Source organism: Marinomonas sp. 63XJN7_7_ISO-PGPR-S23-202 (genome assembly GCF_056173505.1).
The window spans coordinates 1,659,256-1,675,500 of record NZ_CM149677.1 but is presented as its reverse complement, the minus strand read 5'-3'; the positions used below and the strand labels follow the sequence as shown (position 1 = coordinate 1,675,500).

At 44.8% G+C, this 16,245-nt stretch carries 15 protein-coding genes; 4 read left to right on the top strand and 11 right to left on the bottom strand.

What is annotated here, in order from left to right:
- Window positions 1–15: 15 nt before the first annotated feature.
- On the top strand, window positions 16–792 hold the full coding sequence (locus AC0VYG_RS07735; RefSeq protein WP_475431736.1) for an SDR family NAD(P)-dependent oxidoreductase: 777 nt from the start codon (window positions 16–18) through the stop codon (window positions 790–792).
- A 283-nt stretch (window positions 793–1,075) separates the two neighbouring features.
- Here the strand turns inward: AC0VYG_RS07735 and AC0VYG_RS07730 are convergent, their stop codons facing one another.
- From AC0VYG_RS07730 to AC0VYG_RS07720, 3 genes are all read right to left on the bottom strand, one after another.
- Window positions 1,076–1,603, bottom strand: coding sequence for a hypothetical protein (locus tag AC0VYG_RS07730; RefSeq protein WP_475431735.1), 528 nt, complete (start codon window positions 1,601–1,603; stop codon window positions 1,076–1,078).
- Window positions 1,604–2,064: 461 nt separating this feature from the next.
- Window positions 2,065–2,484: a TIGR03067 domain-containing protein gene (locus tag AC0VYG_RS07725; protein WP_475431734.1), complete on the bottom strand. Its 420-nt coding sequence runs from the start codon at window positions 2,482–2,484 to the stop codon at window positions 2,065–2,067.
- Between the two features lie 90 nt (window positions 2,485–2,574).
- Complete coding sequence (locus tag AC0VYG_RS07720) at window positions 2,575–2,949, bottom strand: PaaI family thioesterase (RefSeq protein WP_475431733.1); 375 nt, start codon at window positions 2,947–2,949, stop codon at window positions 2,575–2,577.
- A 216-nt stretch (window positions 2,950–3,165) separates the two neighbouring features.
- Here AC0VYG_RS07720 and AC0VYG_RS07715 point away from each other — a divergent pair, with 216 nt between their 5' ends.
- The gene (locus AC0VYG_RS07715) at window positions 3,166–4,287 is read left to right on the top strand and encodes an FAD-dependent monooxygenase (RefSeq protein ID WP_475431732.1); all 1,122 of its coding nucleotides are present in this window, start codon (window positions 3,166–3,168) and stop codon (window positions 4,285–4,287) included.
- A gap of 340 nt (window positions 4,288–4,627) precedes the next feature.
- Here the strand turns inward: AC0VYG_RS07715 and AC0VYG_RS07710 are convergent, their stop codons facing one another.
- Both AC0VYG_RS07710 and AC0VYG_RS07705 read right to left on the bottom strand, forming a co-directional pair.
- On the bottom strand, window positions 4,628–6,463 hold the full coding sequence (locus AC0VYG_RS07710) for an ABC transporter ATP-binding protein (RefSeq protein WP_475431731.1): 1,836 nt from the start codon (window positions 6,461–6,463) through the stop codon (window positions 4,628–4,630).
- 59 nt (window positions 6,464–6,522) lie between these two features.
- Window positions 6,523–7,284 carry a sulfite exporter TauE/SafE family protein gene (locus AC0VYG_RS07705; RefSeq protein WP_475431730.1) on the bottom strand — a complete coding sequence of 254 codons (762 nt, stop codon included), beginning with the start codon at window positions 7,282–7,284 and terminating at the stop codon, window positions 6,523–6,525.
- Window positions 7,285–7,603: 319 nt separating this feature from the next.
- On the opposite strand from AC0VYG_RS07705, the gene AC0VYG_RS07700 reads away from it, so the two are divergent.
- Window positions 7,604–8,464, top strand: coding sequence for a LysR family transcriptional regulator (locus AC0VYG_RS07700; protein ID WP_475431729.1), 861 nt, complete (start codon window positions 7,604–7,606; stop codon window positions 8,462–8,464).
- Window positions 8,465–8,661: 197 nt separating this feature from the next.
- Here the strand turns inward: AC0VYG_RS07700 and AC0VYG_RS07695 are convergent, their stop codons facing one another.
- The 6 genes from AC0VYG_RS07695 to AC0VYG_RS07670 form a co-directional block, all read right to left on the bottom strand.
- Complete coding sequence (locus AC0VYG_RS07695; RefSeq protein ID WP_067020862.1) at window positions 8,662–8,877, bottom strand: DUF6434 domain-containing protein; 216 nt, start codon at window positions 8,875–8,877, stop codon at window positions 8,662–8,664.
- A 75-nt stretch (window positions 8,878–8,952) separates the two neighbouring features.
- Window positions 8,953–9,399 (bottom strand): GNAT family N-acetyltransferase, encoded by a 447-nt coding sequence (locus tag AC0VYG_RS07690; protein WP_475431728.1) that lies wholly within the window; start codon window positions 9,397–9,399, stop codon window positions 8,953–8,955.
- A 133-nt stretch (window positions 9,400–9,532) separates the two neighbouring features.
- A complete protein-coding gene (locus AC0VYG_RS07685) occupies window positions 9,533–9,949 on the bottom strand; it encodes a GNAT family N-acetyltransferase (protein ID WP_475431727.1) in 417 nt (138 codons plus the stop codon).
- 86 nt (window positions 9,950–10,035) lie between these two features.
- Window positions 10,036–10,791 carry an SDR family NAD(P)-dependent oxidoreductase gene (locus tag AC0VYG_RS07680; RefSeq protein WP_475431726.1) on the bottom strand — a complete coding sequence of 252 codons (756 nt, stop codon included), beginning with the start codon at window positions 10,789–10,791 and terminating at the stop codon, window positions 10,036–10,038.
- 103 nt (window positions 10,792–10,894) lie between these two features.
- Window positions 10,895–11,725, bottom strand: a complete 831-nt coding sequence (locus AC0VYG_RS07675) for a helix-turn-helix transcriptional regulator (protein ID WP_475431725.1) — start codon at window positions 11,723–11,725, stop codon at window positions 10,895–10,897.
- A gap of 73 nt (window positions 11,726–11,798) precedes the next feature.
- A complete protein-coding gene (locus AC0VYG_RS07670) occupies window positions 11,799–13,307 on the bottom strand; it encodes an aldehyde dehydrogenase family protein (protein ID WP_475431724.1) in 1,509 nt (502 codons plus the stop codon).
- A gap of 273 nt (window positions 13,308–13,580) precedes the next feature.
- Between AC0VYG_RS07670 and AC0VYG_RS07665 the strand changes: the two genes are divergently transcribed.
- Complete coding sequence (locus AC0VYG_RS07665; protein ID WP_475431723.1) at window positions 13,581–15,959, top strand: aminotransferase class III-fold pyridoxal phosphate-dependent enzyme; 2,379 nt, start codon at window positions 13,581–13,583, stop codon at window positions 15,957–15,959.
- The last annotated feature ends 286 nt before the right edge of the window (window positions 15,960–16,245 follow it).

Here is a 16,245-nt window from a genome sequence, read left to right as displayed (position 1 = left end):
AAGAGAGATTAAGCGATGAACAATCAATTTGCAGGTAAAAAACTACTGGTTATCGGTGGAACAAGCGGAATAGGCTTAGAAACGGCTCGAATGGTCCTTGAACAAGGAGGTCAAGCTGTGATCATAGGTCGCCGCGCAGACAAGGCAGAAACAGCACGTACTGAGCTGTCTTCCCTAGGGGCAGTCGAAACGTTGACCGCCGACCTGACCACAGATGAAGGTACGCAAGCGCTACTAAAAGTCATTGATGACAAACATTCAGACGTTGACTTATTGCTCAACGCAGCCGGTGTGTTCTTCCCTAAACCCTTCTTAGAACATAGCGCATCTGATTACGATCAATACATGCAAATTAACCGTGCATTTTTCTTTATTACACAAAAAGTTGCCGCCAACCTGATCGCAGGAAACCGTCCAGGTGTTATCGTCAATGTAGGCTCTATGTGGGCTAAACAAGCGATTGCCGCGACACCGTCGTCAGCTTATTCCATGGCGAAAGCAGGTCTGCATTCTCTGACTCAACACCTAGCAATGGAACTGGCTGCCAACAATATTCGTGTCAACGCGGTATCACCAGCGGTGGTACAAACACCAATTTATGAAGGTTTTATTCCTAAAGAAGAAGTTCACCAAGCGCTTCAAGGCTTCAATGACTTTCATCCAATTGGCCGTGTGGGAACCCCTCAAGATGTCGCAAATGCCATTACTTTCCTATTCTCTGACAAAGCAGACTGGGTCACTGGCGCAGTTTGGGATGTTGACGGCGGTGTAATGGCTGGTCGTAACAAATGAAGTGTGGAAGACGCCCTCAAAATCTTTGTGTCTAAATGCACGATAGACATCAATATCACAGAAATGAGCGGATGAGAAAAGCGATCAAACAAGTTAAAGGCTTTATTGTACTCTAAATCTGAGACATTTTTACGGCGACTATGGCTAAAAAGGATTTAGTCATGAGACAAGAAGAAAAATAACATGGCGTTTCTTGACTGAAACGCCATGATTCAGGGAAGACAACATAGTGACTCCCACAAGGCTGGCCTTTAATAACACAGATATCGCTCGCTATACCTTTTTACTTATTTGTAGTAAGCAATAAAGCAAGCTCTCTTTTTAACTCGCTTAGTGGCATTTCATGCCCACCATTAAATTCAATTAGTTTTGATTTTGCGCCAACGGATTGAAGATATCGGTGAAAATTTAGCATGTAAGAATAATGCCAACGATCATTTTTTCCTATGATGGAAATTACACAACCGCAATTTGATAAATCTTTTTCTGAGTCCCCCCAAGCACCAGCACTTCCAATAGATACCACCCAAAAATCATCAGGAAGCAAGCAATTTTGAATAAGCTTACTGGTAAAAAAGCCACCATTAGAAAAGCCAATTATCCCCTCAAGCTTATCCCCACTTTCAAAGTTGGCACTACTTGTTATCGTCGAAAGCGTCCTTTCCAACTCATCTACATTATCCTGTGGCCAGCAAAGCTGATTATCATTTTGATGACATTTAGTAACCGATCGAGGTAAATAGAATTTGATAGACAAGACATGGCCAATTTCATCTAGCTTTTGACGATTAGCCAGCTCTTGCTCTGACACATTAGGTAGATCCATCCCATGTAGATAGATAACAACCGAATGACTATCTCTATCTCCGAGGAACTTAGCATTACGCAACCGCTGAGAATCAATTGCATCACAATAGAAATATGTGGCAACGCCCCCAATCAAAATACAGATAGCAAGTATTATTCCTTTAATATGGCCCTCCAGAGTTCATGCCTGACTCTTCGGTTATACGTTATCGCTTTTGGTACTAAATAATGAAAAAACCGACTTCTATAACCTCTTTGCCAACTTTTTAACATGGTAGCTTGTTAAAAACGCTCCTAGGACTTTTATACTAGTCAATTCATATTTTTGCTAGCATTAGCCTCTTACCTAAACCAAGCATACCGAGACTTACGAATCAACCGTACACATAATGCACCAGTTCAGACACTCACATAGAGCACCTTCTTAGGTAAACAGTCCATGTAATGAGAATCGCATGTCACTCACTAGCTTGCCTTATGTCGTATAAATGAACGCATTGTCAGACCTGGAACCGTCTTAAACTCACTGGGCCATGGCTGCCCTTCATCAGCTGCGACAAATACGAAGTGATCGCCCTCAATAGCGTATATGGCAGGCAGTCGTTTTCCCGCATCAGGTCCTATGGAATCGATCCATGTAATACGCTTCGGATGTGCTGAAGGGTCGATGTCGAAGTCCCCTTCAATCAAAACCGTTCCGTCGGGCGTACGGACAGAGAACTGCGTCCCGAAAAAATAGCAAAGCGCTCCAGGAACCGAGTGCTCATCTGGAGGGTTGACTTCGCCATCCGCTTCCAAAGCAATCTGTTGCCACGCGCCTTGGAGTATTTCTATTTCATTTGCAATTAAATGCTCTTCTTTGTTCATAGCCGATGTTATGCCCATACGATGAATACCTCACTTTTGACAGTCATTGTCTCATTATCAGGATAGCCAAAAGTGTGGTTCAAGACCCTGTTAGATCAGCAAGTGCACTTACTTGGAAAGAACATGACTTGTCGTCACATCAGCAATCAATTTGTCGCCAGCACCTGTGACCGTTGTGCGCACGACACTTACCGTTTTGCCACGTTTAACAAACTCCGATTTTGCCACAAATTCGCCGCTTGTTTGGTTTGAAACGAGGTTGGCATTCAAATTAATCGCCAAAGGAAAGCCCTGCATGCCTTCTTTAGCTTCAATACCCCCCATAACCAACACGGTAGCAGTAACATCAGCAAACCAAAGTATCGCCCCAGCGTGCGCTGTACCGAATGGATTTTTGATACCTGCGGACACAGGCATCTCTGAGATCACAATACTTTCTGAGTGCTCTTTGATGGTAAACTCAATGTTTCCTTTGACTTTCATACATCATCCCCCTTTCCCATTCAGAAGAGACCTCCACGAGTATAGGCTGAAAACCCCATGCCTAAACGAGGTCTTTGCCAACTCTATCACGCTCCCTAAACGCATAAAACTATAATTTATATGACTTTTTTAGTTTTATAATACTGAGACTATCGATAGTTGGCCGCCTCTCGTTATAAAATACGGCCAACTTAAATCAATCAAGAGAGTAATTTAATGCGGGTGTTAATTGTCGGGGCCGGAGTGGCAGGCTGTGCATTATATCGACGTTTGAAGCCATTAGGTTTCACAATAGATATCATTGAAAAGTCAGCAACACTTAGTAGTGAAGGAGCAGCAATATGTTTACCCGCTAATGCCATGTTGGCACTGGATAAACTAGGCCTGAGTAAACCTGTTCTCAATCTTGCCTATCAAGTTGATCAAATTGAATATGCCTTATCATCAGGCAAAACCTTGGCGCGCGCTTCTTTGCATACCGCCCCATTAAATAAAGCCCCTTTTGTTGCGTTGAAACGCGATGACCTTATGTCTGTGTTGAGAAAGGACATAGCAGAAGATGTACAACTAAACACATGGCTTGAAGACATTAAACAAGATAACAACGAAGTACTTGTGACTTTCCAATCTGGTGAGACAAAAACCTATGATTTGGTGGTCGCAGCGGATGGCATTAACTCTTCCGTTAGACAGATGGTGCAACCCAGTTCTGCTCCCCTAACTCATAAAGTCACTAACTGGAGATTCACGACTAAAAAGCCTGTGGTAGGTATTCAGCCAACTTACTATGTTGGTAATGAATCAGCCTTTATGATTTACCCCATCAGTGAAGATGAAGTCTATTGTTACGGCCAAATTATGGATGAAGACGGCAAATTTGCCTCGTTAGCAAGCAATAAAGCCATTCAAGAGGTTTTTTCTGACTATGCATCACCCGTTACTGAATGCGTTAATAGCCTGAATGAGGATCAACACATAGTGCTTGGTCAGTTAAAGACCGTGCAACACACAGAACCGCTTTTTAATCGGGTGGTGTTAGTCGGTGATGCCTTACATGGTTGTCCGCCAAGTTTGCAACAAGGGGCTGGCATGTCTTTAGAAGATATCAACTGTTTAGCGGACTTTTTAGAGCAACATGAACTGCATGATGCTTTAAAACAATATCAGCAGAAAAGAGCCGACAGAGTCACTTGGACCGTTAAAGAGTCGAATAAAATTATTAAGTTAGCAGGTCTAGGCCGCTCGCCTATCGGGCGATTTATTCGCAATACCATAATTCGTCTAAAAGGCCCTGCCAATGTTGTAGGATGGCGAAAATTGCTAACGGAGATGGATTAAAAAACACGGCATTAACTTAGCCTAATCTGTTTTCGGCCACAAGTTGTGAAGGAGCATAGCAAACCTGCTGCTATGCTCCTTACTGAACCAGAGAATTTGCTAAAGCCAACTGCAGCCCAAACAACGATTGTCACTTGCTAAGCCCCCAATAGTGGTAAATGCTTAACTTTGTATAGGTAAGCGATAGCTTGATATAATGTTTTAACTCTTTTTGATAGAAATCGTCTTTTACATTAAAGATAATTACCCGGTTCCCCCCATTCTCCTTGAGCCTTAGGCATGGTAACTCCCCATATAAGCTAACCTCCAGCTCCATAAGTTAGTGTAAAACCAATGCCATTCAATTTTCGTCACTTTTATTGCTTTGATGATCATTCCACAGTTGCTTATAGAGTGATTTATCTTTCGCCAACAAAACTTCATGTGTTCCGGCTTCCACCACGACCCCGTCGCCAATACTGACGATCTTGTTCACCCAAGTTATCGAAGTTAGACGGTGAGCAATCATTATTATTGTTTTCCCAGAAAATTCGTTTCTAATTGAAGATATTATTTCCTTATCCGTAATGGCATCTAGTGCTGACGTTGCCTCATCAAAAATAACGATATCCGGCCGAGTTAAGAATACTCTCGCAAGGGATATTCGCTGTCTTTGTCCGCCAGATAACTGCATCCCTCTCTCACCCACCATGGTATCTAATCCGGTTCGCCCTTCGGCATCAATTGCATCGCTAATAAATTCCCAGGCAGATGCTCGTTCGCATGCCTGTCTAATTTCTTCGTCACTTAATTTGTCGTTCGCCACAGCCAGGTTGTCTCTTATTGATCGATGGAGGAGAGACACATCCTGAGACACATACCCGATTCGGCTTCGCAATTCGGGAAGAGACAGAGCTCGGACATCAATGCCTCCCACGCGGACAACGCCCCTATCCGCATCGTAAAGACGCAAAATCAACTTTATAATCGTCGACTTACCTGAGCCTGAAGCGCCAACAATGGCAACCTTCTCACCTGGGGCTATATTTAAATTGATATTTGATAACGTGACTTTATCGTGATTATAAGAAAAGGATACGCCTTCCAATTCAACCCCTAAAGGCCCTGCTCCCATTGGAGTTGGATGGTCTGAAGAGGTCAGGTCAATTTTTTGTCTAGCGGCATCAATAGAGGCCTGAAACATTCCATAGTATTGAAACAAGGTGGTGATTTGGTTCATAAATGAAGAAAAAAACGAATCCAATTTCAGTGCAAACGTCAGGGCAGCAGCACCTTCGCCTATGCTAATCTGAGCATTACCCCAAAGGTATATAGTAAGCCCAAACATACTACCTAGCGCGATAGAGTTTAATGTCGTCAGTGAAGTCTGACCAATCGTATCCAAGCGCAGAAACGACTGAGCAGCATGTAAAAATAATGACACCTTATTTTTTACGTAGTCGTATCTATGAGCGGATGCATCATAGTTTATTAAGGTTTGAATATTGGAGAATTCATCCACTAATGCCCCGTTTAATAAGTTCGACTGTTCCACGGAGTTTCTTGATCGTTTTTTTGTTAAAGGTACAAAAATTACTGCAAGTAAAATAAAGGCCAAAGTCCATATAAAAACCAACGTGATAAACCATGTGCTAAGCGTTGCCAGATACACTATAGCTAATATGGAAAATGCTATGTTGACCCACAAAACACCAAATACCTGAATGCTGATTTCCGTTACGGCATTGCCAAGCTGCCATGCCTTGGTTGCCAAAACACCAGACTGTTCCTTAAGGAAAAATGAGTAACTCTGTTGCGATATCCTCCGGTATACCTGCCAGCGAACAAGAGCTGATAATTTACCCCGTACTCCTTGTGAAGTGATTAATATCAGTGCGAATGAAACCAATGGCCTACATGCAATCAGCGCAAACGTTATTAAGGAATAAAATAAGATAGATTGAGAGAAAGACGAATAATTCTTAGTGGCAACGTCTATTAGAATACCAAACCAATATATGATAGCGACATCAACTAAAGACTTCACCATGCCCGTGGTTGCATATATAAGAAATATGCCCTTTAGCATTGATACGAACTGAATAAGTATCCCTATGCTATTTTTGTTTTCAAAATCAACGGCTTTCGTTGTAAAGGGATCAACCCAGTTTTCTACAAGTTTAAACAAACTCTTCATGTTACCAATACCATTTGTTGTTTTTTATCATCCAGCTAATAGAGTCCTGTATACCACGATTAAAGCAAAATATTCAGTCCCATTCTTCCAATCAAGAAAGTAAGCAGAATTAAAAAGCCAATGCGGATAAAGCGACTTCCATACCTAATTGCCAGAAATACACCAACAAGAGCCCCAAGAATATTGCAACCAGCGACGAAGAGGCCCACATCCCATAGGACATTGCCTGACGGGATAAAGAACAAAAGGGCTGCTGTGAACGTTCCCATATTAATTAATTTTGCCGATGCCGAGGCATTTAAGAAATCGAATCCAAACCCTCGAACAAATAGGAAAATGAGAAAGCTACCGCTACCTGGTCCGAATAACCCATCGTAAAAGCCAATCAAACTGCCAAAGATTATTCCCTTGGCGATCTCTTTGCTACTGACTTTTACGTGCTGATGCTCCCTTCCTAGATCCTTTTTTATGAAGGTATATATGGCCATTGTGACAAGAAGAATAAACACCACGACCTGCATCGTTTCTTTGGGAATCAAAGAAACAGACATGGCGCCTAAGTAAGAAAAAAAGAAAGCAGACAAAGCAGTCGGAATCATGATTTTCCATACGATCTTGACACCTTTTGCATACCGAAATATAGAAGAGAGCGTTCCAGCCCATACGGCAAATTTGTTTGTGCCAAATACCGTCGTTAACCCGTAATCTGGTAACGCATGAAGCAAGGCAGGCATCAAAACTAATCCGCCACCACCGACAGCGGCATCAATTAGCCCACCACAAAAAGAAAAGAACCCTAATGTATAAAGATCCATTACCATATTTTTCTTACCCTAGAGCGCCCTGACAAAACGGTGACAAGGGGTATATTGAAGGGAGGCGTTATTTCGTTAATGGCCGTTTTGCAAGAAAAGTCTGCTCAAATTCCAGCATTCCATAAGAGGTCGTTTGTTCAGAAAGTAAACAATCTGCTGATCTCTCTAGCGTCGTTTTATTCATGTCAGTCCCTTTCGTCGGTCTCAATTCGCATGATTTGCCGCGCCTTTATATGACGCCTTGATACATACCCAAATTAATCGGCTAGAAAGATAAATAAAAGTGACTTATATTGATTGGTAAATTCATTTTAAGTGATCGGTCATGGAATTATCTCAACTGCGCATGTTCAAGAAAATTACAGATAATGGCAGCATTGCAAGAGCGGCTGAGCAGCTTCACTGTGTCCCTTCGAACATAACCACTAGAATTAAGAATTTAGAGGAAGAGTTAGGAAAGCCACTGTTTATTAGAAAAGGACGTGGCCTGGTTCTTAGCCCTTCTGGTGAAGTTTTCTTAGCGTATACAAATAAAATCCTCTCACTTTGTGAAGAGGCCAAAAGGTCCATTGGCGCTGGATCCTCTCCTATAGGGACACTTAGTATTGGTGCAATAGAGTCCTCAGCAACGAGCAGACTACCGAAGTTATTGTCGTCTTATCATCTATCGTATCCATCGGTGAATATCGAATTTTCTACCGACACATGGAAAAATTTGGAGAACAAGGTCGTAAAGCATGAACTGGACGGTGCCATTATTGCGGTCAAGACAGCTCACCCATCGCTGCATTGTGAAGCCATTTATTGGGAGGATCTGGTTGTGATTGCTTCTTCCGCATTTAACAATATTGAATCTCCTGAAAGCCTCATTGGTAAAAACATCTATATGTGGCCTGAAGGTTGTCCCTATCGAAAAGCCTTGGAGAATTGGTTATCAGAAAGTGGTATTTCAGTGCCCATAACAAGCATCGCAAGCTATGGCACCATTCTTGGCTGCGTGAGCTCCGGTGCAGGCGTCTCCTTAGTTCCCAAGGGAGTATTTGAACAGTTCAAGCTTATTGGCGGGATAAAAGGGTATTCTTTTGCGGCATTGAAACCCATCCATAATTATTTTATATGGAACAAGGAAACCGGTCATCATCCCGCCAAAGAGGCTTTTTTAACGCTTATAAAATCTGAAATGTAGATTTGAGTAGCTGATCCATAGGTTTTATTGCTCAGGCATAATAACTTCCCACGAGGCTAGCTTCCTATTCCATGGGGTAGCCATAATTAAATCCTACCAAATTTTTTATTCGCTCGTAGGGCATTTTGAGGCTAATATTTTGTTATACAAAACCTCTCTACGCGACCCTACATAAGTAAGAATGTTTGGTTAATTACTTATTTTGATGCTTGGCGTCTAATCCACTCTTGTGCAGCGTCAGCCATAGTCAAGCCAGTTGCATTCTTCATCCAATCCATAAAAGTACGATCAAATTTAAACGATTCACCAAATTTCGATTTGAAATATCTACGGACATTCTGGGTTGTTTTATAGCTATCCGTGATTATTGTATAATCATCTATTGGATTTTTATGCCAATCAAACTTTTCCATGGTTTTGAAATCTCCTTTTTGTATAACGCCCACACAAACAAGGCGACGGAACGGATATCGCACATGGGGAAACGGTTATATATTGCTTGGCTTTGCGATGAATGCCTGTTTTTCACGACCATTAAATCCCACCCTTTCATAGAATTCCAATACACTTTCCTCGCTACGACCTGTCATTAACATCGCTTTATAACATCCCTGTGACCAGGCATGGTCCAAAACTGAGGTTAAAAGTGTTTTACCATATCCTCTATTTCTGTACTCTGGGTGCGTCACCACATTCTCTATCAAACAATACGGTCTACCACCCCGAGTCAGATTTGGCACTTGAACTAGCTGACAGGAACTCACAAGCGTACTTTTTAGAAAAAGGCCCCAGTAGGAAATAGCGTCGTTTTTCGCTGACTGTGCCCATATTTCTGAAGCCTTTTCAAATTCGAGGTGTTCGTCATCAAGATGAAGGTGCCTGTAAAGTCGTAACAACCCTTCTAGATCGGCTTTTTGAAGCTTTTTAATTTCCATGTTACCTATTCCTTCACATACCGACTTGTTAAGTAGCAGATAACACAATACAAAGGCTTGTGCATTGTGCCGTAAACACTAAAACTGACTCAGACTGACCATGTCAAGCGTTAAAAATCCCTCTTAATGATTGTTATGTGATAATTTTACGGCCACGTTCTAGCACCCAACAACGCTCATTTTTGGTGTAACCAAGTGGCCCGTAATAGTCATTGGCTGCCGGGGCAGCGATGAGAAACAGTTTACAAGTCGGCTCTATGTGACCTTGTGTTTGAACCTGTAGCTGCTTACCTATACCCAACCTTTGATATCCTTCATCAACCGCTAGATCTGACAGATAGCAGCAATAATGGAAATCTGTAACAGAGCGAGCAACACCAACAAGCTTGCTGCCGTCCCACGCTGTGATAATAAGATTGCTGTTTTCCAGCATACCATTGATACATTTGATGTTTTCAATTGGTCTGCGCTCCCCCAATGTTGAGCGCTTAAGTAAGTCTATAAATTCCTCGGCCGAAACTTGCTTATTCACTTTGTATTCGATATTCAATGTAATCTCCAATCACATAATGCTGAATGAAGCTGCGCATTTTAGCGTCAGCTTGCTTAATTTGTCCGGCCTCCTTCTAAACGCTTTCAGTCCCGCATCAATCTCTCAAAAGTGTGATCTGCCATACCTGACGACAGTCCGCCATCGACGTTGATTGATTGACCCGTCAAGTAACTACAGTCAGGCGCAGCAAGAAAATGACATAGTGCCGCCACTTCCTCAGGTTGACCAACCCTACTCATGGGGCTTGTTCGCTCGGTCATTACCACTTCAGGATGGCCAGGATACAGCATCTCGGTCCATATGGAGGCTGGGCAGATCGCATTCACTCGAATCTTTCGCGGAACCAATTCCATAGCAGCCACTCGCGTTAAACTACAAACTGCTGACTTGGTTGCTGAGTATTGACCGTAACCGGGATAACCAACTTTTGATACATCTGACGACGTATTGATAATCGACCCACCGTCATTCATGTGTAGCGGCGCAAAGCGCAAGCCGTTGTAGACCGCTTTTACATTGATCTCCAAGATACGCTGAAACTCATCGGCACTTTGCTCGGCAATGGTCGGCCCAGAATTTTCAATTCCGGCATTGTTCATGACAATGTCGAGCTTGCCCATGCGTGCCTGCGCTTCCTCGAAACATGCGCGCAACTGATCCTCATCGGTCACGTCTGCTTGCAGGAATATTCCGTTTATTTCATCGGCGAGATGTGTTCCATCACGGCGACCAACGACCGCCACCTTGGCGCCTGCAGCGGCAAAGCGTCTTGCGCTCGCCAATCCGATACCTGAAGTACCACCTGTAATAAGGGCATTTAATCCTTTAAGAGAAAACATTTATACCTCTAAAACTGTATCGGCGATAGTGCTACTGCCGATGATACTATATAGCGTTTTCCTAACGCCCTATTTTGATACGGCATCAAAGGGCATCAGGCGTTCAGAAAAACCCCTCTAACGGATCGCCTCCCTCATAGTGTTCAAACTGCATCAAAGCACCTATAAACAGGTTATGCAGATCAAGCTGAGAACCGATATCAAGTTTTTTGTAGCTATTACGCAAGTGAACCCGTACGGTTCCCGGAGAGATAAATAGCTTGTCGGCAATGGCTGCTGGAGAATACCCCTGTAATACCATGCGGATAACAGCGCACTCCCGTTCTGTCAGTTTTGAGGAGCCAAAATTAGCTAATGCCTGATCTAACTGACGGTTAAGAGGTTTCGACAGTTGTTCCCCCCAATGCTGCTGACACAACATATCAATGAGAGGCGTCAGAGTGTTGAGCAGTTGCTGTTCTGGTAGAGTTAAGCGTGACGAACTCCCTCTACCATGGCCAATACTCAGATGCAGAAACTGCCCACCGGGGAAGATAATCAGATAGCCACACTCATCTTCAAGTCCAATCTTAACCAAATACTGCTTGTAGAACTCACTCTGACGAAACCCATCGGGGACGAGTTCGTCGTAAGTGAAAAATTGGCTTTGCGTCAACTCGACACTCGCACGGTAAAATGGGTCCAGTAAGTAGGCCCCCGCAAGATACATATCAATTGACTGATTACCTATCTGCTCGGTTTTCTCCGACACCAAAACTTCAGGCTTATCCTCAAATAAAATCAGTGTTATCTCATCCGCAGGAACAAATAGCTTGACCACCTCAACCAGTAAGTGAGGAAAATCCTCACTACCGATCTGTGGAACGAGCTGGATCAAGCCTTCGGACAAACGGGCAATCATCGCTATGGCTGTTGGGTGTATTGTTCTGCTCATCAGTACCTCATTTGCATGTGCCTGCTACAATCCGTTGCAGGACATACAAATTCCCCCAGCAACGAATAGCCCATTATAACTGCATGATCACCGTTTTTACTTGTAGGAAGTGTTCTAATTGCTCCGGCCCCAAGTCACGGCCGATACCCGACTGCTTGTAACCACCAAACGGCAACGAGGAATCCATCGCATCATGGGTGTTCACAAAGACGGTACCAGCTTCCATTTTCTTCAATAATCGATGTGCTCGACTGACATCTTGAGTAAATACAGAGGCAGTAAGACCATAATCCGAATCATTCGCTAGGCGCACCGCCTCTTCTTCTGTATCAAACGGAATAACGGCCAGGACGGGGCCAAAGATCTCTTCGCGTACGATTTTCATTGAGTTATTACAATCGGCAAATACCGTAGCCTGCATGTAATAGCCTGGGCGATCCACTTGCTCACCACCGCACACCAGCCGAGCACCTTCGGCTTTACCCGATTCAATATAGTTAAGTATCTTATCCAGTTGACGACGACTAATCTGTGGCCCTTGCGTGATGTTCGTATCAAGCGGATCGCCAACTACCATCTCATTGGCCGCTTTTGCAACGGCGTCAACGGCTTGATCATACAAGCCCCGTTGAACATATAGACGCGAACCAGCAGAACAGGTCTGACCAGAATTAAAGAAAACAGATTGCAATGTTCCTGTGACGATATCCTCTAGATTGGCATCATCAAAAGCAACCATGGCGGACTTGCCACCTAGCTCTAACGTGGCAGGATTCATGTTTTCCAAAGCGGCTTTCCCCACCAGCTTACCCACGGGTGTTGAGCCAGTGAAGGACACTTTGTTGATTCCTGGATGGCCGGCCAGAGGGCTACCAATCTCAGTCCCCGTGCCAATGACAATATTCACCACACCATCCGGTAATCCAGCTTCCTGCCAAATTCTCATTAAATAGATCATACTCATCGGCGTGATCTCTGCAGGTTTCAGCACAATCGTACAACCCACCACCAGCGGTGCGCACATTTTCCACATCGCCATGTTCAGCGGCCAGTTCCATGGCACAATCGCACCAACGACACCAATCGGTTCTTTCAAGGTAAAACCAAACGCTTCCCCTGGACAGGAGACGTTACGGGTGCTGCCTTCAATCTTCGTCGTCCATCCGGCCATATAACGCAAAAAGTCGATCGACCCAGCAATATCCACTTCATGACAACCACTGATCGCCTTACCCGCATCAATGGCTTCCAGTTCAGCCAAAGTCTGAGCGTGAGCTTCCATCACATCGGCCATGCGGAATAATAGTGCTTGACGTTCATTTGGCTTCATCTCTGCCCATGGGCCCGTTCTGAATGCGCGGTTAGCGGCGGCAACGGCCCGGTCCAAATCGGCTACAGTCGCTTTAGGTACTGTCAACAAATGCGCACCATTGGACGGGTCTTCAATATTGAGCGTTGCCCCATCCTCGCTATCGACAAATTGACCGTCAATAAACATCTTCTGGTGACCGGCTTCAATAAAAGCGCGGGTCTCTGGTGTGACATTGTATTTTTCCAGCATTGCTTTAATCGTCTCATTCATAGCGGTTTTCATCCTGTTTTTGTGGAAATCAAACAAAGGGGGTCAGTTGAATTAGCGTCAAGGCTTCCGCTCACCGCTCAACACAACCTCCACTACTCTGAATCCCTCCAAGCCAAAGCGGTATACCCTTTGCAGGGTATTTTTCCACCTCTGATCTCTATCAACTACGCCATAGGGGTTATTTTCTTCTTTTCGACCTCACCTCAGAATAAGCTCAATGGTCTGCGATGACCCCACGCAGACAGCGTCTACTTATTCTGAAAGGACAACACTATGACGAATCACTTATCTCTAGCGAAGCGAAATCCACCTCAGTTTGAACTGTCTCAGATTAAATCTCTGGTCAGAGAACTGTATGGTCTAGAAGGGAGCTTTAGCGCACTGAATAGCGAACGGGATCTCGCTTGGCTGGTTCGTAATGAAGAGGGTCCTCAAGGGGTGATCAAAATTTCCAATGCGCAAGAACCCGAGGGGATTGTTGACCTTCAAATAAAGGCGGTCGAACATATCCTTGAGCAAGACCCTACCTTGGTCGTACCTCCTGTCATACCAACCCGTCAGCATAACGCCTACGAGTGGATTACGTCCGAGCTAAGTGGTGAGCGCCATATGATCCGCCTGATTGCCTTTATGGATGGTCGTGTTGTGGAAAATACCCCAGAAGCCTATTGCGATGAGTATTACTTTAATATCGGTGCCACCATGGGACGGATGAACGCTGCGCTACAAAGTTTTTATCATCCCTATGCAGGCAGTAACCAGCACCTTTGGGATCTAGGACATTGTCTGCAATTACGCGATATGCTCCCCGGCCTACCAGAAGGGGAACTGCGCGACCTGCTCACTTCTACCTTCGATAAAGCAGAACATCACACCCTGCCAGCCCTGAAGAAAACACGCTGCCAACTGGTTCATCAGGACGCTAATGACGCCAATGTGATGGTAAGTCATGACGATCCGACTGAAATAGCCGCGATTCTGGACTTCGGAGATGTGTCATTTAACAGCATTTTGGCAGAAATTGTCACCATCTCCGAGACCTACGCCGAAGATGAGGAAGACCCCATCCGCCCCTTATTGCATGTTGCCCAAGGGTACGACAGCGCCTATCCCCTCACAGGACAAGAAGTCGATTTACTGTTTGATGTGATGCACCTGCGACTGGCGATAGCCTCTCTTATCATCAACTACCGCAAACTCAACGACCCTGAGGCAGGAACCCATCTGGAAGATCGCTTCTTTACCAAGATGCTATTCAAGCTGAATGAAATGGGCCAAGAAACTGTTACGCGCCGGTTGCGTGACGCCTTACGCTTCCCTGTCTACAGCCCAATTGACAACAAGGGGCCTCAATTTTCAGATCATCAAGAGGACTTAGTCCAACACAGAGAGCAACATTTGGGTAAAATTTGGCACTTTTATGATCAGCCATTGCACATCACACGTGCTCAAGGCGGCTGGATGTATAGTGCAGATGGAACAGCCTATCTTGATGCTTACAATAACGTTCCCCAAATGGGCCATTGCCACCCGCATATTGTCAAAGCAATCGCGCGTCAGGCCGAGGCACTGAACACCAATACACGCTATATGTGTGACATCGTCGCGGACTACGCCGCAAGACTGACCAAAGACCTTCCCGACCATCTGGACACTTGCATTTTTGTCAATTCTGGTAGTGAAGCCAACGACCTAGCGATACAAATAGCCCAGTCTCTAAGTGGTCATCAGGGTGGCTTAGTCCTTAATAACGCCTATCATGGTTGCACTGAACTGACGACAAAATATTCTCCAGAGTCATGGCTGCATCTGCCAGAAGCACAATACCCAACACAGATCGAGTGTCTAATCGAGCCGGATATGTACAACGGCCCTTACGCGGACCATCCCGATGCGGCAGCCCTTTACGCAGCGGATGCGGACCGTGCCATACAGGCTCTAAATCAGCGTGGCTTTCAGCCAGCCGCCCTTATCGTCGATACGGCCATGTGCGCCCACGGCGTCATCACTCCACCCGACAGCTACTTTGACCGAATTGCCGATAAAGCCCACGCGGCGGGCGGTTATGTCATCGCCGATGAAGTGCAAGCAGGCCTCGGACGAATGGGAACTTTTTGGGGCTTTATGGGAGCGGGATTGAACCTAGAAAAAGTCGATTTTATTACCATGGGGAAGCCTGTCGCTAACGGTCATCCACTGGGTGTGGTGATTCTTTCTAGCCAGATGATGAAACAGTTCATCGGTGGCACCCACCCTCTTCTGTTCAGTACATTTGGCGGAAATACTGTTGCCTGTGCGGCAGGAATGGCCGTGCTTGATGTCATCGAACGTGAAAAACTGGTACAGAAATCCAATGACATTGGCGACCAGCTACGTGCAAGACTCCGCCAGTTGGCTGAGAAATACTCCCTTATCGGTGATGTCCGCGGACGCGGGATGTTAGTAGGTTTGGAGCTAGTGACAAGCAGGGAGAACCGCACTCCAGCGGCAGAAGAAACGGAGCAGTTAATTAATGAGATGATCCAACGCCAAGTCATGATCGGAAAATCCCTTCCGGGCACCCTAAAAATTCGACCATCACTGACCTGGGGGGAAGAGGAAGTGGATTTCTTTATCAACGCAATGGACGAAAGCCTGAAGGCACTTGGCTAAATTAGCGACTCCGCACTTTTAAGGAAGCAAGAAGACACTCTGTCACTAAATAGCCTGGCCGAATCGGCCAGGCTATTATAAACAACAAGACTATTTAAAATGTGTTAGGGTTAAACTTGTCTTTTTCGGTGGCATTTCCAGTTCCCTCCCCTTATTTAATGGAAGGGAACGACACTTTCTTCATCAAAAAGAAGACAGCTCAATCATTTTTCAACTTTTTTGCTTTTTGTTAGGTGAATGCGATGCAGCTCTCTCCTCTAGAAGCATAAACGAGAGCCTGACACGC